At 40.7% G+C, this 21,556-nt stretch carries 19 protein-coding genes; 10 read left to right on the forward strand and 9 right to left on the reverse strand.

The window, feature by feature from the left end; translation table 11 throughout:
• The first annotated feature begins 81 nt into the window (after positions 1 to 81).
• The 4 genes from putA to LXF01_RS09465 all read left to right on the forward strand — a co-directional run bounded on the left by putA (position 82) and on the right by LXF01_RS09465 (position 6,115).
• On the forward strand, positions 82 to 3,813 hold the full coding sequence (gene putA / locus LXF01_RS09450; RefSeq protein ID WP_233944208.1) for a trifunctional transcriptional regulator/proline dehydrogenase/L-glutamate gamma-semialdehyde dehydrogenase: 3,732 nt from the start codon (positions 82 to 84) through the stop codon (positions 3,811 to 3,813).
• Positions 3,814 to 4,043: 230 nt separating this feature from the next.
• Positions 4,044 to 5,126 (forward strand): tRNA (uridine(54)-C5)-methyltransferase TrmA, encoded by a 1,083-nt coding sequence (gene trmA / locus LXF01_RS09455; RefSeq protein WP_180054397.1) that lies wholly within the window; start codon positions 4,044 to 4,046, stop codon positions 5,124 to 5,126.
• A 252-nt stretch (positions 5,127 to 5,378) separates the two neighbouring features.
• The gene (locus LXF01_RS09460; RefSeq protein WP_078188679.1) at positions 5,379 to 5,603 is read left to right on the forward strand and encodes a hypothetical protein; all 225 of its coding nucleotides are present in this window, start codon (positions 5,379 to 5,381) and stop codon (positions 5,601 to 5,603) included.
• Between the two features lie 263 nt (positions 5,604 to 5,866).
• Positions 5,867 to 6,115 carry a hypothetical protein gene (locus LXF01_RS09465; protein WP_111883726.1) on the forward strand — a complete coding sequence of 83 codons (249 nt, stop codon included), beginning with the start codon at positions 5,867 to 5,869 and terminating at the stop codon, positions 6,113 to 6,115.
• A 56-nt stretch (positions 6,116 to 6,171) separates the two neighbouring features.
• On the opposite strand, the gene LXF01_RS09470 is transcribed toward LXF01_RS09465, so the two are convergent.
• Positions 6,172 to 6,948 carry a phosphodiester glycosidase family protein gene (locus LXF01_RS09470; protein WP_233944209.1) on the reverse strand — a complete coding sequence of 259 codons (777 nt, stop codon included), beginning with the start codon at positions 6,946 to 6,948 and terminating at the stop codon, positions 6,172 to 6,174.
• 135 nt (positions 6,949 to 7,083) lie between these two features.
• On the opposite strand from LXF01_RS09470, the gene LXF01_RS09475 reads away from it, so the two are divergent.
• A complete protein-coding gene (locus tag LXF01_RS09475) occupies positions 7,084 to 7,620 on the forward strand; it encodes a lecithin retinol acyltransferase family protein (RefSeq protein ID WP_078193494.1) in 537 nt (178 codons plus the stop codon).
• Positions 7,621 to 7,759: 139 nt separating this feature from the next.
• Here the strand turns inward: LXF01_RS09475 and LXF01_RS09480 are convergent, their stop codons facing one another.
• Complete coding sequence (locus LXF01_RS09480) at positions 7,760 to 8,218, reverse strand: SRPBCC domain-containing protein (RefSeq protein ID WP_373684565.1); 459 nt, start codon at positions 8,216 to 8,218, stop codon at positions 7,760 to 7,762.
• An 82-nt stretch (positions 8,219 to 8,300) separates the two neighbouring features.
• The gene (locus LXF01_RS09485; protein ID WP_180130194.1) at positions 8,301 to 9,362 is read right to left on the reverse strand and encodes an aldo/keto reductase; all 1,062 of its coding nucleotides are present in this window, start codon (positions 9,360 to 9,362) and stop codon (positions 8,301 to 8,303) included.
• 96 nt (positions 9,363 to 9,458) lie between these two features.
• Between LXF01_RS09485 and LXF01_RS09490 the strand changes: the two genes are divergently transcribed.
• A complete protein-coding gene (locus LXF01_RS09490) occupies positions 9,459 to 10,382 on the forward strand; it encodes a LysR family transcriptional regulator (protein WP_233944210.1) in 924 nt (307 codons plus the stop codon).
• 9 nt (positions 10,383 to 10,391) lie between these two features.
• Here the strand turns inward: LXF01_RS09490 and LXF01_RS09495 are convergent, their stop codons facing one another.
• Complete coding sequence (locus tag LXF01_RS09495) at positions 10,392 to 11,303, reverse strand: bestrophin family protein (RefSeq protein WP_233944211.1); 912 nt, start codon at positions 11,301 to 11,303, stop codon at positions 10,392 to 10,394.
• Positions 11,304 to 11,437: 134 nt separating this feature from the next.
• Positions 11,438 to 13,165 carry a glutamine--tRNA ligase/YqeY domain fusion protein gene (locus LXF01_RS09500; RefSeq protein ID WP_233944212.1) on the reverse strand — a complete coding sequence of 576 codons (1,728 nt, stop codon included), beginning with the start codon at positions 13,163 to 13,165 and terminating at the stop codon, positions 11,438 to 11,440.
• Positions 13,166 to 13,333: 168 nt separating this feature from the next.
• On the opposite strand from LXF01_RS09500, the gene LXF01_RS09505 reads away from it, so the two are divergent.
• Together LXF01_RS09505 and LXF01_RS09510 are read left to right on the forward strand one after the other, a co-directional pair.
• Positions 13,334 to 13,843: a peptidylprolyl isomerase gene (locus tag LXF01_RS09505; protein WP_078193500.1), complete on the forward strand. Its 510-nt coding sequence runs from the start codon at positions 13,334 to 13,336 to the stop codon at positions 13,841 to 13,843.
• 138 nt (positions 13,844 to 13,981) lie between these two features.
• Positions 13,982 to 14,701 carry a UDP-2,3-diacylglucosamine diphosphatase gene (locus LXF01_RS09510; RefSeq protein WP_233944213.1) on the forward strand — a complete coding sequence of 240 codons (720 nt, stop codon included), beginning with the start codon at positions 13,982 to 13,984 and terminating at the stop codon, positions 14,699 to 14,701.
• Positions 14,702 to 14,936: 235 nt separating this feature from the next.
• On the opposite strand, the gene LXF01_RS09515 is transcribed toward LXF01_RS09510, so the two are convergent.
• Positions 14,937 to 16,196 carry an acyl-CoA dehydrogenase family protein gene (locus tag LXF01_RS09515; RefSeq protein ID WP_233944214.1) on the reverse strand — a complete coding sequence of 420 codons (1,260 nt, stop codon included), beginning with the start codon at positions 16,194 to 16,196 and terminating at the stop codon, positions 14,937 to 14,939.
• Between the two features lie 12 nt (positions 16,197 to 16,208).
• Positions 16,209 to 17,456, reverse strand: coding sequence for an SfnB family sulfur acquisition oxidoreductase (locus LXF01_RS09520; protein ID WP_233944215.1), 1,248 nt, complete (start codon positions 17,454 to 17,456; stop codon positions 16,209 to 16,211).
• Positions 17,457 to 17,759: 303 nt separating this feature from the next.
• Here LXF01_RS09520 and LXF01_RS09525 point away from each other — a divergent pair, with 303 nt between their 5' ends.
• A complete protein-coding gene (locus tag LXF01_RS09525; protein ID WP_233944216.1) occupies positions 17,760 to 19,169 on the forward strand; it encodes an LLM class flavin-dependent oxidoreductase in 1,410 nt (469 codons plus the stop codon).
• A gap of 50 nt (positions 19,170 to 19,219) precedes the next feature.
• Here the strand turns inward: LXF01_RS09525 and LXF01_RS09530 are convergent, their stop codons facing one another.
• A complete protein-coding gene (locus tag LXF01_RS09530) occupies positions 19,220 to 19,438 on the reverse strand; it encodes a transposase (protein ID WP_111883736.1) in 219 nt (72 codons plus the stop codon).
• Positions 19,439 to 19,765: 327 nt separating this feature from the next.
• Positions 19,766 to 20,560 carry a 4-hydroxy-2-oxoheptanedioate aldolase gene (hpaI, locus tag LXF01_RS09535; RefSeq protein ID WP_233944217.1) on the reverse strand — a complete coding sequence of 265 codons (795 nt, stop codon included), beginning with the start codon at positions 20,558 to 20,560 and terminating at the stop codon, positions 19,766 to 19,768.
• Positions 20,561 to 20,812: 252 nt separating this feature from the next.
• Between hpaI and nfsB the strand changes: the two genes are divergently transcribed.
• Positions 20,813 to 21,466 carry an oxygen-insensitive NAD(P)H nitroreductase gene (nfsB, locus tag LXF01_RS09540; RefSeq protein WP_111883737.1) on the forward strand — a complete coding sequence of 218 codons (654 nt, stop codon included), beginning with the start codon at positions 20,813 to 20,815 and terminating at the stop codon, positions 21,464 to 21,466.
• The last annotated feature ends 90 nt before the right edge of the window (positions 21,467 to 21,556 follow it).

Genomic DNA, 21,556 nt, shown 5'->3' on the forward strand with positions numbered 1-21,556 from the left:
TTCTGTGATGATAAATTAAATAAAGGATCAAGCTCAAGATTTATTTGCTCGTCATAGAACTTTGACACGGAAAATTGAAACATGAATGGAAAAGTATTTGAAGTCACGGGAAGCGATGACTACATCACTGAATTTAAAGACAAGAATAGCTTTGAACAATCGATTAATACAGCATGGCGTCGTGCTGAAACTGAGTGCATTGAAAACTTATTAGCACACAGCGAAATCGCTTCCCCGATCAGCGATCAAATTCAACAATTGGCTTTTGACTTAGCCCATTCATTACGTGAACGTAAAAGCGGTACAGGTAAAGCAGGCATTGTACAAGGCTTGCTACAAGAGTTTTCATTGTCTTCTCAGGAAGGCATCGCGCTCATGTGTTTAGCTGAAGCGCTACTCCGTATTCCAGACAAAGCAACACGTGATTTACTGATCAAAGATAAAATCAACCAAGGTAACTGGAAAGATCATGTTGGCCAAAGTAGCCTCATGTTCGTAAATGCTGCTGCTTGGGGTTTAATGCTGACGGGCAAACTGATGGAAACCCCTCAACAAAAAAGTCTGTCTAGCCTACTCACCGGTATTTTAGCACGCAGTGGTCGCGGTATTATCCGTAAAGCTGTCGACGTGGCTATGCGTATGATGGGCGAACAGTTTGTTACAGGTGAAACCATCAATGAAGCGATTAAACATGCAGAAATTTTAGAAGATAAAGGCTTCCGCTATTCATATGACATGTTGGGTGAAGCAGCATTAACTGAACCTGATGCAGAACGTTATTATCAAGACTATACCGATGCGATCCACGCGATTGGACAAGCTTCTGAAGGTAAGGATGTTTATAACGGTGCAGGTATTTCAATCAAATTATCTGCCCTACACCCACGCTACCAACGCTCACAGATCGACCGTGTACATAACGAACTTTATGGCAAAGTGCTTGAACTTGCTGTATTAGCCAAGCATTACAATATTGGTCTAAACATTGATGCTGAAGAAACTGACCGCCTAGAAATTTCTTTGGAACTACTTGAGCGCCTGTGTTTTGAGCCTAAATTAGCAGACTGGAAAGGTATTGGATTTGTGATTCAAGCCTACCAAAAGCGCTGTTTCTATGTGGTCGACCATATTATTGACCTCGCTAAGCGTAGCCAAAAACGTTTAATGATCCGCTTAGTGAAAGGTGCATACTGGGACAGCGAAATTAAGAAAGCGCAAATTGAAGGTATGAGTGACTATCCTGTATTTACGCGCAAAGTTCATACCGACCTGTCTTATATTGCATGTGCTAAAAAACTTTTAGCAGCACCTGAGCAAATTTACCCTCAGTTTGCAACACACAATGCGCAAACCGTTGCTACGATCTACCAATTAGCACAGCCAGAGCTTTACTATCCAGGCCAGTATGAATTTCAGTGCCTTCACGGCATGGGTGAACCCCTCTATGAACAAGTGGTGGGTTCGAAGTCTGATAACAAACTGGGTGTGCCGTGTCGTATTTATGCACCAGTGGGTAACCATGAAACCTTATTGGCCTATTTGGTTCGACGTTTACTGGAAAATGGTGCGAATACCTCTTTCGTCAACCGTATTGCAGATAAAAATTTAAAAATTGAAGATTTAATTGAAAATCCAAGACAGACGATATTAGCGGCTGCTGAAAAAGAAGGTGTGACTGGCGCTAAGCATCCATCCATCCCATTTCCGCAAGATTTGTATGGCTCAGAACGTCGCAACTCAAAAGGACTCGATTTAGCCAATGATCGCGACTTATCTCAGCTCAATACCACGGCAGTACAGCATGCACATACCCAGTGGCATGCTAGTGCAATGGGCGCTAATTTAGAAGAAATTCATACTGCAAGTATCAACATTACAAACCCTGCAAACCGTAGTGATGTGGTCGGCAGTGTCAGTGAAGCTAGTCTAGAGCAAGCGGAAATCGCTCTCAATAATGCTGTAAATGCCCAAGCTTCATGGAAAACTTTAGACAAAGATCAGCGTGCAGCATGCTTAAACCGTGCGGCAGATTTGATGGAAGCACAATTGCAATCTCTCTTGGTGTTGTTGTCACGTGAAAGTGGTAAAACTTATGCCAATGCTATTGCTGAAGTCCGTGAAGCTGTAGATTTCCTACGTTATTATGCAGCTCAAATGATTGATCTAGCAGAAAATACGCAAATTGAACCTCTTGGCACTGTGCTGTGCATTAGCCCATGGAACTTCCCGCTTGCTATTTTCACAGGTCAAATTGCTGCAGCCTTGGTTGCAGGTAATACCGTGATTGCCAAGCCTGCTGAACAAACGCCTCTGATTGCTGCTCAAGCTGTACGTATTTTATGGGAAGCAGGTGTTCCCTTCGATGTATTGCAACTCCTTCCTGGTCGTGGCAAAACCATTGGTGCCAAACTCAGCGCGGACTCACGTGTCCAAGGCATCATGTTTACTGGCTCAACGGAAGTCGCACGTATCTTGCAAAAAACCGTGGCACAGCGCTTAAACCAATTTGGCGAAAGTGTGGTTTTGATTGCTGAAACTGGTGGTCAAAATGCCATGATTGTTGACTCATCAGCATTGACAGAACAAGTGGTATTGGATGTCGTTAACTCTGCTTATGACAGTGCTGGTCAACGCTGTTCTGCCCTGCGTATTCTCTGTGTGCAAGAAGATAATGTGGACGTTGTCCGTACCATGTTGCAAGGTGCGATGAAGCAACTTCGTGTCGGAAATCCTGCACTTTTAGCAACTGACATTGGCCCAGTGATCGACCTTGAAGCACAGCAAAATATTGAAAAACATATTGAGAAGATGCGTAGCAAAGGCTATCCAGTACATCAAATCATGTTTAATGCTGATAGCAATGCCTTAAGTACGGGTACTTTCGTTGCACCAACTTTGATTGAACTGCCAAATTTAAATGATTTAGAACGCGAAGTTTTTGGGCCAGTATTGCATTTAATCACCTACAAATATGGTGAGATTGAAAACCTATTAACGCAAATCAATGCCAAAGGTTATGGTTTAACCATGGGCTTGCATACACGTATTGATGACACGATTCAAAAAGTTATCGGTCATGCAGAAGTTGGCAACCTATACATTAACCGTAATATTGTAGGCGCTGTGGTTGGTGTACAACCTTTTGGCGGCGAGGGCTTATCAGGTACTGGTCCAAAAGCGGGCGGTCCTTTATATCTTTACCGTTTAATGCATCAAGTTTCTGAGAAAAAACTGGCTACACCTTATGCGGCTCAGGCAGAAACGCAAGCTGCACATTTCCCTGCATATGAGGCTTTTAACACTTGGGCGAAGCAGCATTTTTCAGGCATTGCTATTCAAGCACCGCAGGCCATAGCCGCTGGACAAAGTTTTGAGCTACAAGGCCCAACTGGTGAAAACAACCAATATGCCATTTTGGCACGTAAAGGTGTGCTTTCATTGGCTAATAATGATGCAGATCAACTGAATCAAATTGCTGCGATTTTATCGGTAGGTAGTCAGCCCGTCGTACTTGCAGACAATACTTTTGTGTTGAAACACTTAAATAGCATGCCAAAAATCCTCGTGGACCAATTTAAAGTGATCACTGATCTTTATCATGGTAATTTTGATGCGGTTTTACATCATGGTGAAAAAGCTGAGTTATTAAAAATTCAACAAGTCATCGCGTCTCGTAAAGGTGCAATTATTGGCATTACGCATTTAGCTTCAGGCCAATATGACATCCCTGTAGAACGTTTCGTGATTGAGCGTGCAATTAGTGTCAATACTGCAGCGGCTGGTGGTAATGCCAGCTTAATGACGATGAATTAAACATTCAAATGAACTCCAACTAATCAGTTCCTCACTTAGCTCAATCTTTATGAATGTTCCATAAAGATTGAGCATTTTTTTAACTTTCCCCTAGATGAATGAACTAATTTAAAGATTCAGACTCATTTTCTCGACAGATAAATACAGCCAAAAGTGGAATTAATTTAGTCTTATAAGGTGAATTTTGCTAACATGACTTTTTTTAATATGTTTGCGATTTTTTACTGCATATGACTTCAACTTATCAGCAACAACTTGATGCCAAAGTTGCCCGCATTACGGCTCAATTTTCAGAATACAACCCTCCCTCTTTAGAAGTTTTTCCTTCTGCTGAACAAAACTTTCGTATGCGAGCGGAATTCCGAATTTGGCATACTGAAAATGATATGTTCTATGCAATGTTTGAACGCAATGCAGACAATGAAAAACAAGTTGTAGAAATTAAAGATTTCCCGATTGCAGATAAAAGCATTAATGATTTAATGCCCGTATTATTAAATGAACTCAAGGCACAAGAGATCTTATCTAGCCGATTATTTGAAGTTCATTTCTTAGCAACGCTGAAAGGTGAAATGCTGGTTTCATTGGTTTACCGCTGCCCGCTAAATGCTGAATGGGAAGTTGCTGCCAAAGCGCTGTCTGAAAAGCTCAATATCAAGATTTATGGTCGTAGTCGTGGTCAGCGCGTGATTTTGACTGATGACTATGTCATTGAAGAACTCCAAGTGTTTGACCGTAAATATCAGTACAAACAAATCGAAAGTAGCTTCACGCAGCCCAATGCCGGCGTATGTCAAAAAATGCTGGAATGGGCGTGTCAGGCTGCCGATCATTCAGACAAAGACTTACTTGAGCTCTACTGTGGTAATGGTAATTTCACGCTGCCTCTTTCAACACGCTTTAATCGCGTTTTGGCAACCGAATTAGCCAAGTCTTCAGTTTATGCCGCGCAGTGGAATATTGAGCAAAATGGTATTGATAATATCCAAGTGGCTCGTCTTTCAGCTGAAGAGTTTACCCAAGCCTACAATGCTGAACGTACATTCCGCCGCCTTGAAGAAGCTGAGATTGAAATTTCAAGCTATAACTTCGATACGGTATTTGTCGATCCACCGCGTGCAGGTATCGATGATGAAACACTAAAACTGTTGCAACGTTTTGAACGCATTATCTATATTTCATGCAACCCAGATACTTTACATGACAATCTTAAACTGCTTTCACAAACGCATAAAATCAGTAAATTTGCCTTGTTTGATCAATTCCCTTATACACACCATGTAGAGTCTGGTGTGTTTCTTGAGAAGATTTAAACAAATTATTTCAAGTCATGTTGTTGTCATAAAAGGAGCTTTCTAAAAGCTCCTTTTTTATATACTAAAAAAGCTTTATTTTCTCGCCACATGCAGTGCAATGGATGCCTTTTTATATCAATTAGGCAAAGATTCTAAAAGTCCAATCGAAAAAATGATCATTCAACTGGCTAAAATATCACTTTAGTAGTCTTGCTTTATTTATTGGATTGGTTATATTTCGTCCTATGTTAGGTCGCAAATGAAGGCTCTATGAGTTTTTGGCATAAGTTGTTCGCTAAAGAACAGCAAAACGGGCATAAGAATCAAATTGCCTGTGTTGAAAATGATTGCTCTTGTAAAACCAATGAACAGCTTATTGCTGCTCTTACAAAGGCAACGGATGAAGATGTTATCCTCGGTATCAAAAAAGTACTCGCTTCGCGCGGTTATAGCCGTAAGGAATTAAATGAAATCCAGCATCTACCTCTACAGTAGAGTCTGAACATTCAATGTTCAAACAAGGCATTCTGTTTTACAGAGTGCCTTTTTCATTTTTTAGTCTAATCAAAAGTATGCCGCTTATTTACAGATCAGGTTTTGTGGATTGGCCACATCGCTATTTACAGCTTTTATGCTATGCTCCAAGGCAACTCAGTGATGTCTAATTTTTAAACACACGACAATAAAACCTAATATTGCATCAAATAAAAAGCAGATAACCACTAAACTGGATTGATATAAAAACTAAAGGAATGAACATGAATAAATTAACAATTTGCCTAATCGCCTGCTGCATACTTAGTCTAAGTGCTTGTAGCCAAATTCCCAAAGAATGCGAAGAATCTTGGGACAAACTCGAAGCCTTATCGAAACAAATGGGCCTAAACGAAGAGCAAATCAAAGAACAGAAAAAACAGTTTGAAGAAAGTATTAAAAAACAATCTAAAGAACAAGCCATTCAAATGTGCCAAACCCAAAGTACCTTTTTAGGTTTAGTTGGCAAATAAACAGTAGTTGCTATCAATCTAAATACTGTATACATGAAGCCTGACCATTCGGGCTTTTATTGTTTGCATTGAGATGCTGTTGTATACGCTACAATTGGCCCTAAAGGTTTCAAACTTGAATCATGTCTATTCAACGCTTGGATATCTGCACTAGACACAGATCCATCTAAATACAAGGCATTGTTAATCGATAATTGCTGCTTAAAATATTGTGCAAATGCATAAAATGACACGCCTTCACGACTGATCACAAAATACAACTTGCCGTTTTTGATCCCCACACCATTGCGGATTTTCAATGAATCTGACTGTGGGATAAAGTTTGAATTGATTTTTCCATCTACCACCAGCATCGGGCCTGACTGCGTCGCATAACGTGCATTAAAATTTGTGGAAGCATATTTTTTTGTAGTTAATATCACCGCTTGCTTGTCATTCCATGCTAGAACACCATTCGGCTGAATTAAAAAATTACCAAAGCCTCGTGTTGCACGATTCAAGGCTTTTTTCTGCAGCCCATTTTCAACGTAAAGACCAACAGGCGCTAAATCTGCATGATACATCCCTGCATTCATTGCGAAGTTCATCGTATTACATTTACGCGCTAATGCCTGCTTTAAACGCTGTAAGTCTCGATATGGCTGCTGCTCTGCATCATATAAATAGAGCTTTAGTTGACTCAGATCCGAAATTTCAACCACATCCACGGCAATGGGCTGACTGACACGTTTCGCTTGAATCTTGGCATAGGAAATAGTCGGTGAGAAAATCAGACCGAGCAGCATCATAAAGCGCATTTTTTTAAACATTGAGATTGATTGAAGACCAAGCATGACCCTATCCATAGTGCATGTTAAAAATCGAACAAATTTTAGCTAAATCATCGCTAAAATAGTCGATTAATTCACAGATTAAAAGTAGACTAATCTTTAAAAATAATTCGGATTTAAAGTAGGACTGGTAAATTCATGCACGTGCAGAAAGATGGTTTTCCTCTTGGAACACATCTGATTGTTAAACACTTCGGTTATAGCCATCATGGCATATATGCCGGCCGCGGTAGAGTCATTCACTACTCGGGTTTTGCACACCTTTTCAAAAAACATCCGATTGAAATGACTTCTATCGAAAAATTCAGCCACGGCAAAAAAATTATCGTTCAGTCATATAGCAATCCAAAATTTAAAGGGCGTAAAGTGGTGCGTCGTATGCGCTCTCGCATGCATGAAAACAACTATCATCTGATTATTAATAACTGTGAACACTTATGCACATGGGCTATTACCGGCGTTGAAAGTAGTCCTCAAGTGTTCCGTATGATGAACCGACTCACCACGATTGGCTATGTCAGTTCTCTGATGAGTTTTATGAGCAGTATGATGCTGACCGTGACCACCACTTGCTTTGCACTGGTGTTCTATATCAAAAAGAAACTGCGCGAAAAAGCCAAAATGCAAATGCCGGTTTATACCTATTTAAAGCGTGAAGAACATAAGAATCGTTAATTCACTGCAGCATCGTTGAACTGTGGCTTTATCAAATTTCAATACATCAGCACATTGCTTAGAAATCCTGCGCTAATACACAAGCTTTTCCTTACGGCGTATCAGATGTCATGCTTAATTTTGGTCACTCTTCACATTGCTAAAAGTTCGCATTGCTAAAAGGTGGAAATTTATCTTCAACCAAATTGCTTTGCAGGCCATGTTCTAAATAAATTTTGGCTGCATCCAAAACCGTTGTAAAACCCCCTGTACTATCAATAATAAAATCAATCAATGCCTGACCTTGCAGAGGAATCTTTGAATTTTTGATACGAACGTAGGTTTCCATCGGGCTAATCTGCTCAAAAATAAAATCGACTTGAGTTTTTGGTTCTCCCCACTGTATTTGAATTAATTGGTTTTCCTTAATACTCAGCACGTCTACATCGGCGACTGCATTATATTTCTGCCAAGTCCATTGCACGGTTTTACCTTCTTCTAGATAGCCACTCGATGCACTAAACCAAAAATGCTGTGTTATTAAAGGATCAACAAAAGCATTAAATACGATATTGATGGACTTACGAATTAACATCTGGGTTTCAATCACGACACTCATCAGCATTCCTTCATATTTTAATTTTATTCAGTGATAGCACAGAGAACTGATCATTGCCTACCACTGAATTGTTATTGCCCTATTATGCTGTATGTTCTGTAATAAATGCTGATGTCACTAGCGTGGGATTCTTCTCTGTAAATTGCCCATTCCAATAGGGATAGTATGGATAAGGTGGGTACACTGCACTGACTGCGTCTAATCGGGCTAACTGCTCTACGCTTAATGACCATTCCTTCGCCGCAAGGTTATCCAACAGTTGCTGTTCATTACGTGCGCCTATCAAAATACTAGAAACTGTCGGTCTGGTTTTCAGCCAATTCAATGCAATCTGCGGGATAGAGTGCCCTGTTTCCATGGCTATTTCTTGCATTACATCTAACACCGCATATAACTTCTCGTGTTGAACTGGCGGTGCGAATTGTGCTGTTTCATGCAGCCGGCTTTGCTTTGGAATCGCATGCTCACGATCAAATTTTCCTGTTAATCTCCCCCAGCCCAACGGACTCCAAACTACTGCACCAATGTGTTGATCATGCTGCGCAGGCATCAACTCCCATTCATAGTCACGTCCAATCAAAGAATAATAGACTTGATGCACACTTAGCTTTTCATAGCCATGCTGTTGGGCAATCGACTGTGCTTTCATAAGCTGCCAGCCTGAAAAATTCGATGCACCGATATAGCGAACTTTTCCACTACGTACCAAGTCATCTAAACTGCGCATCAGCTGCTCAAGTGGCGTCGTGCTATCAAACTGATGCAGCTGCAGCACATCGATATAATCTGTGCCTAACCGCTTTAAACTCGCCTCCACGGCTTGAATTAAATAGCTTCTAGAATATCCACCTTGATTGATTCCATCATTCAATCGGATACCCACTTTGCTGGAAATAATCACCTCTTGGCGTTTTGATTGAAGTAATGCACCGAGCATCTGCTCAGAGGCACCATTTGAATAAGCATCTGCGGTATCGAAATAATTCACGCCTTGATCAATACAGAGATCAATCATGCGCTGAGCATCATTTAAGCTCGCTTGCCCCCATGCAGAGAAAATTGGGCCTTGCCCGCCAAATGTACCTGCACCAAAGCCAAACTCTGATACTTGTAAGCCAGATTGTCCTAGATTGTGATAGTTCATAGATATTTCCTGTGTTTGATTTATACACAGAATAGGCACAGATATTTATCAGAAAAACCCTGAATATCGAGAAAGACTTTCTTGATTATATTGATAATGCTAACTGAAGATTTCGACTTATTTACACGAATGGCGGCACTGGGTTCAATCAGTCAAGCCGCCAAAGAAGCCAATCTCTCTGTTTCTGTCGCTAGTAGCCGTCTACACAGACTTGAACAAAGTTTAGGGCTGCGCTTATTTCATCGCACTACACGGCAGCTACATTTAACACAGGAAGGTGCTGTTTTATTGCAGCAAGGTTTTCCCTTATTCGAACAATTTAATTCTCTCCTGAGCCAATTTCAGCCTGAACCACAACAACTCAGTGGCACATTAAAAATCACCTGTTTAGAAGTTTTTGGAAATCGTATCATGGGGCCAGTATTTGCAGCCTTTGCCAAGTTGCATCCAACATTGACTTTGGATATTGAACAGACCGATCAAAATTTAGATTTGGTCTCCGCAGGTATCGACGTTGCGATACGTATTGGACAGTTAGAAGACTCATCACTGATTGCTAAACCGCTCAGCTTAAACCGTCGTATTTTGTGTGCCTCGCCTAGCTATATCGAACAACATGGCGAACCTCACTCCCTAGAAGAGCTCTCTATACACCAATGCATTTTACAGAAATACCCTAAGGGTGTTTCGCAGCTTTGGACATTCGTCCAAGATCAACACAACATAAATATACCTGTTTCAGGACAAGTTCATATCAACTCAGGTGAAGGCGTACGCCAAGCAGCACTTGCAGGTTTAGGCATCTCAAACCACTCCATCTGGCATGTGGATGAAGATTTACAATCTGGCCAGCTCATCCAAGTTCTACCCAAGATCCCTGTTCAAAGTACTGCAATCTATGTGGTAATTCCGCATCGACATTTTGTTCCGCCTAAAGTACAGGCTTTTATGCGACACTTGGACGATTTTTTCCAGCATCAATTTGCTTGGTACGTATCGCCCAATTTATCTAAAAATTAGGCCAAGAACTTATCTTAGGTTACTGTTAAATGTCTTAATCAGCGGCGGCAGTTCCACCTCTAGGCTGCTAAACATTTCACGCTCAATGTTTCGTACAATCGAGTCCAGCGGCAAATCATTTTCCTGCAAGCCAAAAGGCTCCTCTAGCTCTGCACTTAACGCATCCAAACCTAAAAATAAATACGCAATCAAAGCCACAATAACAGGTGTCCAAATCCCTAAACTGGCCTCTAAGCTAAACGGCAAAATCAGACAAAATGAATACACCGCGCGATGTAAAAGCACCGAATAGGAAAATGGCAATGGCGTGGTCATAATACGGTCACAGCCTGCATGGATATCACCCATCGCTACGGTATGACGTGTAAGCGTGCTGTAGATAATGTCTGTAATCTGACCTTGCTTATAGGCTTTGACTAAATCTTTTTGAATAATTTCAAGTAAATACTGTGGTGCATTGATATTGTCTCGGCATTGCTGCCATTGCTGCTCCGTTAAATCTACACCGTCTTTAAAATGTACAATATCTTGTGATTCATGGCGTAAACGATCACGTAATAAGTTGCAAAACAGCATGATACGGTACATCAACACGGTTCTTTGCTCATCTTCAAGTACATGACTATCCCGAATGATGTGGCGTGTATTGGCAATCAATGAACCCCAAAGCTTGCGCCCTTCCCACCAACGGTCATAACAGGCAGTATTTCGAAAGCTCAAAAAAATCGACAGAATTACCCCAAAGATAGTAAATCCGATGGCTGGAACTTCGGGCGTATTCAGGTAGTGTGCAGCGCTTAGATACACCAAAATCGCAGACAAACTCACCACGACCGCTAAAGCAGGCATGACTTTCGGGAGTATTGTGCCATGCCATGCAAATAAAAGTTTAAAGCTATTATTCTTATTTCGAATGATCATCTATTTTCCCTCTGTACTGCCTTAATGAACCATCTCAAGCATGAAAAAAGCCCAACCGAAGTTGAGCTTAATCTTAACCTACTTGATCTTAACCTATTGGGGATTCAAAGATGAATCCCTTTAAAATTAAGATTTTATTTACCCGGTTTAAAACTGTCTTTCAAATCTAAGATGCGGTTAAACACTGGTTTTTCAGCTGTATGATCAAACTGATCTGCAACAAAGTAACCTTCACGTTCAAATTGGAAACGATCTTCAGGTTTTGCTTCTGCCAATGCAGGCTCAATGACCGCTTGAACCACTTTAAGTGATTCTGGATTTAAGTTTGCAAGGAAGTCATCACCCACTTCAGGGTCTGATTCAGTGAATAAACGGTCGTAGATACGAACTTCCGCAGCAATACCCTTGCCTGCAGAAACCCAATGTACAACACCTTTCACTTTACGGCCTTCAGGGTTTTTACCTAAAGTTTCAGGGTCGATTGAACATTTCAATTCAACCACTTCACCGTTCTCGTCTTTAATCACTTCATCACACTTAATCACATACGCATGACGTAAACGCACTTCACCGCCCGGAATCAGACGTTTAAAGCCTTTAGGCGCAACTTCTTCAAAGTCTTTACGATCAATGTAAATGTCTTGAGTCAACGGAATGATACGGTCACCCATGTCTACATTTGGATGACGTGCATGCACCAAATCCATTGCTTCAGGCAAGTTAGTTAAAGTCACTTTGAGTGGATTCAACACAGCCATACCACGAGCAGCAGTATTTTCTAGAGACTGGCGGATGCAGTATTCAAGCATTGCAACATCTACGATACTGCCATCAACTTTCGTTACACCTACACGTTTACAGAAGTCACGTAGACCTTCTGGAGTAAAGCCACGACGGCGCATACCCACAACGGTAGGCATACGTGGGTCATCCCAACCATTCACAAAACCACCTTCAACCAATTTACGTAATTTACGTTTAGAGGTAATGGTGTAATCTACATTTAGGCGGCTTGATTCATACTGATGTGGTACAGATGGTGATTTAACTTTCTCGACAACCCAGTCATAGAATGGACGGTGATCAACAAACTCTAGTGTACACAGTGAATGCGTAACCCCTTCAATGGCATCTGATAATGGATGCGCATAATCGTACATTGGGTACATTTTCCATTTATCACCAGTTTGGTGATGTTCAGAATGCAAAATACGATACAAAATAGGATCACGCATATGGATGTTAGGTGAAGTCATGTCAATTTTGGCACGTAGTACTGCCTGACCTTCTCCCAACTCACCATTACGCATTTGTTCAAAACGCGCTAAGTTTTCTTCTACGCTAGCATCACGTTGCGGCGAGTTTTTACCCGGCTCAACAAAATTACCACGGTTCAGTTTGATTTCTTCAGGGCTTTGCAAATCCACATAAGCATCACCTTGTTCAATCAATTGAACTGCCCAAGCGTAAAGCTGATCAAAATAGCTCGATGCATAACGTGGCTCGCCGTTCCACTCAAAACCTAGCCATTTCACGTCATTGGCAATACCGTCTACATACTCTTGCTCTTCGGCATCCGGGTTTGTATCGTCAAAACGGAGGTTACATAGACCTGCGAATTCTTGAGCAATACCAAAGTTTAGGCAAATAGCTTTTACATGACCAATATGTAGGTAGCCATTTGGCTCTGGTGGAAAACGTGTTACAACTTGTTCGGTACGACCTGCAGATAAATCATCTGTAATGACTTGACGTACAAAATCTAAGCCTGGCTGTTGTTCCTGCTGCGCAGCTTCGACAGGGGCATTGTTCTTGGTTGTCGGATTGTTAGGCAGGGATGAAACAACATCGTTTGGCTTCATGGTAATAAAATCACTTCTATAAAGATAAAATTAGGATAATTAAAACGCTTTTCTTTATTTTTAACAAAGAAAGTAACGTTTTTACTTGCCTTGTAGTTTACAGTTTGCTTATGCTTCTCACAACCAAAAAACCCATGGCTTTCATGTCCATGTACAGGAGATTACACAATGAGTTTTCCTCAAGTCGAATTAAACACCAATAAAGGTCGTATTGTTCTTGAGCTTAACACTGAAAAAGCACCTAAAACTGCTGAAAACTTCTTACAGTATGTTCGCGATGGTTTCTATGACGGCGTGATTTTCCACCGTGTTATTGATGGTTTCATGATCCAAGGCGGCGGCATGGATGAAAACTTCAAAGAAAAAACAACTCGTGATTCTATTGAAAACGAAGCTGACAACGGTTTAAGCAATGATGTTGGTACGATCGCTATGGCACGTACTCAAGCACCTCATTCTGCTTCAGCTCAATTCTTCATTAACGTTAAAAACAACTCCTTCCTTAACCACACTGGTAAAACAGCGCAAGGTTGGGGCTATGCAGTATTTGGTAAAGTAGTTGAAGGTCTTGACGTTGTTGACGCAATCAAAAGCGTTCGCACTGGTAACCGTGGCTACCACGCAGACGTTCCTCTAGAGAACGTTGTAATTGAATCAGCTAAAATCATTTCTGAGTAATTTTTAAATTCTCCCTGAGTAGCATTGCTGCGCAAGTCCCTTTAATAACGGAGGGAGTTTCAATATGAAATAAATGTCGGAACTCCTCCCTTTTCTAAAGGGAGGCTGGGAGGGATTTTTAGAATAAGGAAAAGATTCGTGACCTATCTGTTTATCGCTGATTTACATTTGTCACCTGAACACCCTCGACTCGTTCGGGGGTTTTTAGCTTTGTTAGAACAATACAAAACTCAAAATACCCAGCTGTATATTTTAGGTGATTGGTTTAATGCTTGGATTGGTGATGACTTTACTGCCCCATGGTTAGACGAAATCATTGCAGCGCTTAAAGATTTTACTTCTTTGGGAAATCAAATTTATTTCCAAGTGGGTAATCGTGACTTTGCATTGGGTCAAAAGTTTTTAAATAAATTTCACGGTCAATTATTACAAGACGTGGATTATCTCCACATTGGCAACTATAAAATTCGCCTTGAACATGGAGATTTACTTTGCACCGATGATGTGTCTTACCAAAAGTTTCGTAAAGTGATTCGTAATCCTTTGCTTTTAGGTTTCTTAAAAAGCTTACCGCTTAGCATTCGACAAAAAATCGCCAATGGCTTCCGCAAAAAAAGTACAGAAACCAAGCAAGTTAAATCTTATGAAATCATGGATGTAAATGCCGAAGCTGTAGAAAAAGCTTTAGAGCATGCCGATCTACTGATTCATGGACATACCCACCGGCCCCAAATACATGATGTGCATGGAAAACTACGTATCGTTTTAGGGGACTGGCGCGCAGAACAAGCTCAAATATTAGAGGTTGGTGAAAACCCATCTGTGAGTGATTTAAAATTAAAAAAATGGTCTTACTAACCCTTAGACTTTAGTTAATCCTGTCGTCATATTTGGTTAAAACAACACATCCAGATATCAAGACATAGCCTTTTACCAGACTATCTCAACAGATTATCAATTGAACTGCATCCTACATATAGCAGATTAACGTCATTTAAAATCTTAAAAAAACAAAGTTTAAACTTAAAAATAATTTCACAAGGAATTCACTATGGACTTACTTTCATCCACAGTGAACATCTTCAGATATTAATTAAGCAGCAATGACAGGTTGCTTAACTGCTGGACTATTACCAATTTGCCATACATATGGTAGCGGCGTTTGATTAACCTCCCAATCACCAATGACTTTCTGTTTATAAATAAGTGGATTATGCGATGACACTACACGAGCATTACGCCAAAAGCGGTCTAACTGTTTAGTTGTCGAGCTTGCTGAAGCACCCAAGGTGTTAAACAACTCACTACTCAAATTTAGTACCAACTCTGATATGACCACTTGCCCTTTAGAGGATTCAAGCTCCGCACGGTCATTCGCTTGCTGATCCAACTGGGTATCAGACTGAAAATGACTTAAATATGCGACATCCAAAGCTTCTGCTGCACGAAGTGTAATTGCTTCAGCTGCATAAGACTGTGCCGACGCCTTACCAATCACTTGTAAAATTTGTGCATCATCTCGAACTAAATCAGCATTACCATGGCTGTAAATACGTGTGCGTTCACGGACTTCATTACTGAAAACGTCCACAGCATTCTGTGCTATACCTGCCAGCGTTGCCAAATGCACGACCTGATAGAACGCCGTTTGATATTTAAAGCGCTGATCGAATGGCAAAATATGATCACGATCAATGCTGACATCTTGAATATTCAGTGTGCCGCTGCCTGTGGTTTTTTGGCCAAAGCCATCCCAGTCATCGTATACTTGTATGCCATCGTCATGTGTTGAAACTGCGGCTATAACATGTTGATTCGTTGTTTCATCTAAAGCGAATAGATCGATCCAATCTGCAAAGATTGTTCCGGTAGAATAGTATTTTTGACCATTGACCCTTAGCTGACCTTGCGCATTTTCAGTAACTCGGGTAACAACATCTCCAATTTCAACTTTTCCGATTTCTGTCCAAGCATTACCGACCAAATCGCCTTGCAGAAAGCGTTTAAACCAAACCGTTTGATCTTGTGTTTTTTGCGCATTTAAACGGTCTTCTACAAAAGCAAAATGACCTCTTAATGCCTGTACAACATTAGAATCAGCCTTAGCCAATTCAATTAACAACTGAAACAACTGTTTTTGTGAAACCCCTTCACCGCCAAACGCCACGGGTACACGGACCGCACCAAATCCAGCTTGTTTTAACCATGAAATTGCATCATACGGCAGTTTCCTATTTTGTTCCCGCGCCAAAGCGCCTTCTGCAATTCTCTGAAAAATCGGACGGAACTTAGCGGCCACTTGATCATAGTCAGCACCTAAAGATAAGTGCTGTTTATTATTTTGAATCGTCATAATCTTCTCCTCTTAACTCCAAGCATGGCGCGGCGGTGGTACATCATTTAAATAGTAGTTGCCTACAATATTCAACTTCCAACGTACGGGATCGTGCAAAGTATGCGTGCGCGCATTACGCCAATGACGGTCTAAATTCAGCTCAGACAATGTTGATCGTGTGCCTGAGAGTTCAAATAGTTTATTCGCCGCAAGTAATGCAATTTCAGTCGTCAGGACCTTAGATTCTGCTGTTAGTAGTGTTGCCTCTGATACCGTTTCTTCTGTTGGGTTCTCTACGGCTCGGTCTATCGCTTCACCCGCCAAAGCCAACACTGCCTCTGCAGCTCGGAGTTTAATTTTCAACTCGCCGATGTTGGCAATCGTATACGGATCTTGCACCGCCTTTTCTAAGCCTGAATCAATCCAAGGACGTGCATGCTGGCGCACATATTGAATCGTTTCATTAATCGCACCGCGCGCAATACCAGCATCGACAGCAGATTGAATGAATTGAGAAATAGCGCCCGCAGCCGTTGGACGTTCAAAAGCTTGATGAATGGGTACAATGTGATTTAAATCCACTTTGACATTGTCCAACAGTACAGAACCGCTGACTGTCGTTCTTTGTCCAAAACCACTCCAGTCGTTAATAATGGTTAAACCCGACGTATGCTGGGGTACTAAGGCTGCATAAGGCTTTCCATCATTCACTGCAACCACAGGTATCCAATGTGCAAGCAAAGCGCCTGTTGCAAAGAATTTTTGACCATTAATGAGCGCATGATCATCTTTAAACTCAATGGCTGTTGTTAAATATGCAACTGTTTTGGAACCTTTTTCTGAAAATGCATTGCCAAAGCGTTTACCTTGTAAGACTTGATCAAAGAAAAACTCTTGCTGTGATGGATTTGCATCCAAACGAATATGCTCGACAAAGGCCCAATGGTTTTGAGCAATTTGTCCTAGGGATGAGTCTGCACTAGAAATAATTTTGACCACTTCTGCAAGGGTTTTATAACTCACTCCTGCACCACCAAATTGACGCGGTACAGTAATGCCCCACAAACCTGATGCTGAATATTGCTGTACTTCCTGTAAAGGTAAGCGGCGTTCATGATCGCGTTTAGCTGATTCTTTGGTAAATTCCACTGCTAATTGTTCAGCAACCTCGATAGCTTCTTGATCAGATCGAATAATATGCGCTAAACCGTTAGATTGATAGAAATCGCGCGGAATGTTTTGCGCCTCTTTTAGTTTAATTTCAATTTTTGAAGTCATTATTAAAATGCTCAGTTTAGATATTATTCAAATAAGCTAGCACTTTTTATTTTGATTATTTATAGAATTATCATCAAAACAAATCAGTTTTCATGACATGGAATTTACATTTTTAATTGTCAAACAAAATCTTTATAAGCCGTACCAAACAAAAAAATATCTGCTTATCCATATGAATATATGAAGTATTCAAAAATTATGATTAGCATTTATTCAGATTTGTTTTTGACTTTTTATTAATAAATGCAGCTGTATTTTTATATACCCTCTTATGCAAGAGATTAAATAACCCAGTAAAAAATCATGTCTAAAAATATTCGCTTCAATGCCTTTGAAATGAACTGTATTGCACATCAGTCACCCGGTCTATGGCGTCACCCCCTAGACCGTTCCACCGAATACAAAGACTTAGAATATTGGACTGACTTAGCAAAAATTTTAGAACGCGGAAAATTTGATGGTGTCTTTATAGCAGATGTTTTGGGTATCTATGATGTCTATCATGGTTCTGCTGAACATGCGCTGACTGGCGCAGTGCAAGTGCCAGTGAATGATCCTTTGCAAATTGTTCCCGCAATGGCAGCCGTCACCAAACATTTAGGCTTTGGTGTCACGACTTCAATTTCATTTGAACATCCCTATCCTTTCGCAAGGCGTATGAGTACTTTGGATCATCTAACGAAAGGCCGTGCAGGTTGGAACATTGTGACTTCTTATCTAGAAAGTGGCTCTAAAAATTTAGGCCTAAAAACCCAAGTCAGTCATGACAACCGCTATGACATTGCAGATGAATACTTAGAAGTCCTCTATAAACTTTGGGAAGGCTCTTGGGAAGATGATGCCGTGCTGCGCGATAAACAAAATGGTATCTTTGCTGATCACCGCAAAGTGCATCCAATTCAACATGAAGGAAAATACTTTACTGTTCCTGGCATTCATATTTGCGAACCTTCACCCCAGCGTACACCGGTTTTATATCAAGCTGGCGCATCCGCACGCGGACAGCAGTTTGCCAGTCAAAATGCAGAATGTGTTTTCATCTCGGCACCGACTCAAATTGCAGTAAAAAAACTGGCCAATGGTATTCGGCATAATTTAGTAAAAGAAGGCAAAGATCCCCATTCTGTCCTGATCTATACCATGCTGGCCATAGTGGTTGATGAGACCGATGAAAAAGCCCAAGCTAAGTTCCGTGAATATCAGCAATATGGCAGCTATGACGGCGGCTTGACCCTGGCTTCTGGCTGGTCAGGTGTCGACTTTTCTCAGTTTAAACCAACAGATCAAGTGGAATACATTCAAACCGATGCCATTCAATCTATGCTGCAATCTTATGTAGAGGCAGATCCTGATAAAATTTGGACGATTGAGGAAATTGCAAAATGGACCTGTGTCGGCGGTAACGGACCTGTTATTGTCGGCTCTCCAGCAACCGTGGCAGACCGTTTACAGGAGTGGATTGAGTACACTGGTATCGATGGCTTTAACTTAGCCTACATATTGGCGCATAAGAGTTTTGAAGATATTGTGGAATACGTGGTACCAGAATTACAACGTCGTGGTGTATATCAAACAGAATATGCTGACGGAACCTTGCGTGAAAAACTCTTCGGCCAAGGCGCGAAATTGCCCGACAACCACCGTGCGGCGCAATACCGATATAAAAACCAAGCTCAAGTTGCGAATAAGCATCAACACCTTGAAATGGCTTAAGCCGCTTTTTTAGGCAAAAAAAACAGCAGATGATCTGCTGTTTTTTGCTTTCAGGCTAAGCGATATAGCTGGTTTGGGCCAGTATAGAAGCTTTTACCATCTAGATTCAGGTTAAATGTCTCACCTGTTTCTAATTCAATCATTTGCCCAACATCAACCCAGATTAAACCAGCATTGGTATTTTGTTGACGTTTCAAAGGCACCAATTTCACATTAATTTCATCGCCATTTACAGCTTTGGCAGTTTGCCAAGTATTTAAAATATTCAAAAGATTTACTCAACATGTGAGCTTTTTGTGACAGAACAAAGAGATTAATCAATCGGGTTTGGAATAATAATTCTGTAGTTACAAAGATAAGATTCAAGTCAGAAGCTTGAATACAGATAAATCACAATCAGCTAAATAAAAAAGATAAGCAGGAACATTACCTGCTTCGAGTTAAGCAGAAGTATACAATATTGCGCTTTGATTAGCAAAAGTAGAGTTTACATATACTCTAAGCCACTACTTTTGCTAAAATTATTGAATTCAAATTTTAACCATCGAGTAAATTAATTATCCATACAGTGAATAATATAACGAAGGCTGTATCGCTTAGTAACCACCTTCTGTTTTCGTAACTGGGGTATCATTTTTGTATTTCGATAAAAGTTCACGTAACGAATTCATGAGCACACTGGTATCGACACCCACGGCAACAAATTCTGTGCCTAACTCGATATAGTTTTGAGTCGCATCATGCTGTGTTGACAAAATACCTGCAGCTTTACCCGCCTTACGTATGCGCTGAATCGCATCAATCACGGTTTTTTGTACTTCAGGATGATTCGGATTCCCTTGATAACCCATCGTCGCCGACAAATCCACTGCACCAATAAACACCCCATCGATGCCATCAATTTTCAATATTTCATCCAAGTTTTTAATCCCTTCAACCGACTCAATCTGAATCAGTAAACAAATATTTTCATGTGCATTTGCATAATAGTCAGCAATACTGTTCCAACGTGTCGCACGTGCTAATGCTGCACCAACACCTCTAATACCCTCGGGTGGATAACGTACTGCCTTAACCATAAGTTGAGCTTGTTCAACAGTTTCGACCATAGGGATGAGCAAGGTTTGCGCACCTATATCCAACAATTGTTTAATCAGTTGCACACTACCAATTGGAGGTCGAACCACAGCTTGCGAAGGATATGCTGCAATACTTTGCAGTTGCGACAATGTCGTCCGCAAGTCACTTGGCGCATGCTCACCATCAATGAGCAACCAGTCATAACCTGCATTTGCAGCTATTTCAGTACCATAAGCATCGGCTAAACCGACCCACAAACCAATCTGCTGTTCGGTTTTTAATTTTTTCTTGAAATGATTGGTGTAATCCATCGCTGCTGTCTCATGCTTAAACTATGATTAACTACAATTGATTAAACGCCTTTTGGCAAAAACTACCAATAGCATTTATCTATCTTATGATTTTATATAACTCTAATTCGCACTTCATACAGCTTAAATCTGTTAATTTTTAGCCATTGAGTCCAGCATATACGACTAAGATCTATCTTTGGAAAATTTTCTCCTTAGACCATTTGGCCATTTATCCGCTAAACTACAGCAAACTATATCTGGAGATATTCGATGGATCTGTTAAACGTATCAAAACAACGCTATACCACGAAAGCATATAATCCTGCTAAAAAAATTCCACAGGAACAATTTGAGCGTTTATTACAAATACTCCGTTTAACACCATCTTCCATTAATATTCAGCCTTGGCATTTTTTTATTGCAGATCATGATGCAGCCAAACAACGCATTGCCAAAGCCTTAGTAGGAAAATATGCCTACAATGCCCCAAAAGTTTTAGATTCATCACATACGATTTTATTCTGTACTAAAGCAGACATCACTGCAGAGCATTTAGATAATCTTTTAAATCAGGATGATCGTAGTGGTCGCTTTAAAGATGACAAAGCCAAACAAGGTCAAAAAGACAGCCGTACAGGTTATGTCGATTATTATCGTAATGAAAAAGGTGATATTCAACGTTGGGCTGAAAACCAAACATTTATTGCTTTAGGTCAAATGCTTTTGGCAGCAGGCATTGAAGGTGTGGATGCAACACCGATTGGTGGATTTGACGAAGCGATCATCACTGAAGAATTGGGCTTAGTTGAACAAAACTTGATTCCTTCTGTACTGATGACTTTAGGCTATCGTAGCGAAAATGATTTCAATGCGAAATTACCTAAATCACGTCTGAATGCTGAAGAAATTTTTACACACCTCTAAGCTTTCCATAAAACCGACGAAAGGGGCAATTTTGCCTCTTTTTTGTCATTTCGGGACTTATTATTTAAAAAATTATCGAGTATATTCTGC

The organism is Acinetobacter sp. SH20PTE14, from assembly GCF_021391555.1.
Lineage (GTDB): Bacteria > Pseudomonadota > Gammaproteobacteria > Pseudomonadales > Moraxellaceae > Acinetobacter > Acinetobacter amyesii.

Bases quoted from the DNA above. Each gene is read 5' to 3' on its own strand.
- LXF01_RS09470 (WP_233944209.1), bottom strand. From the start codon at position 6,948: ATGCTTGGTCTTCAATCAATCTCAATGTTTAAAAAAATGCGCTTTATG.
- LXF01_RS09475 (WP_078193494.1), top strand. From the start codon at position 7,084: ATGCACGTGCAGAAAGATGGTTTTCCTCTTGGAACACATCTGATTGTT.
- trmA (WP_180054397.1), top strand. From the start codon at position 4,044: ATGACTTCAACTTATCAGCAACAACTTGATGCCAAAGTTGCCCGCATT.
- LXF01_RS09485 (WP_180130194.1), bottom strand. From the start codon at position 9,362: ATGAACTATCACAATCTAGGACAATCTGGCTTACAAGTATCAGAGTTT.
- putA (WP_233944208.1), top strand. From the start codon at position 82: ATGAATGGAAAAGTATTTGAAGTCACGGGAAGCGATGACTACATCACT.
- nfsB (WP_111883737.1), top strand. From the start codon at position 20,813: ATGGATCTGTTAAACGTATCAAAACAACGCTATACCACGAAAGCATAT.
- LXF01_RS09490 (WP_233944210.1), top strand. From the start codon at position 9,459: ATGCTAACTGAAGATTTCGACTTATTTACACGAATGGCGGCACTGGGT.
- LXF01_RS09505 (WP_078193500.1), top strand. From the start codon at position 13,334: ATGAGTTTTCCTCAAGTCGAATTAAACACCAATAAAGGTCGTATTGTT.
- LXF01_RS09515 (WP_233944214.1), bottom strand. From the start codon at position 16,196: ATGACGATTCAAAATAATAAACAGCACTTATCTTTAGGTGCTGACTAT.
- LXF01_RS09460 (WP_078188679.1), top strand. From the start codon at position 5,379: ATGAGTTTTTGGCATAAGTTGTTCGCTAAAGAACAGCAAAACGGGCAT.
- LXF01_RS09465 (WP_111883726.1), top strand. From the start codon at position 5,867: ATGAATAAATTAACAATTTGCCTAATCGCCTGCTGCATACTTAGTCTA.
- hpaI (WP_233944217.1), bottom strand. From the start codon at position 20,560: ATGGATTACACCAATCATTTCAAGAAAAAATTAAAAACCGAACAGCAG.
- LXF01_RS09480 (WP_373684565.1), bottom strand. From the start codon at position 8,218: ATGAGTGTCGTGATTGAAACCCAGATGTTAATTCGTAAGTCCATCAAT.
- LXF01_RS09520 (WP_233944215.1), bottom strand. From the start codon at position 17,456: ATGACTTCAAAAATTGAAATTAAACTAAAAGAGGCGCAAAACATTCCG.
- LXF01_RS09500 (WP_233944212.1), bottom strand. From the start codon at position 13,165: ATGAAGCCAAACGATGTTGTTTCATCCCTGCCTAACAATCCGACAACC.
- LXF01_RS09495 (WP_233944211.1), bottom strand. From the start codon at position 11,303: ATGATCATTCGAAATAAGAATAATAGCTTTAAACTTTTATTTGCATGG.
- LXF01_RS09525 (WP_233944216.1), top strand. From the start codon at position 17,760: ATGTCTAAAAATATTCGCTTCAATGCCTTTGAAATGAACTGTATTGCA.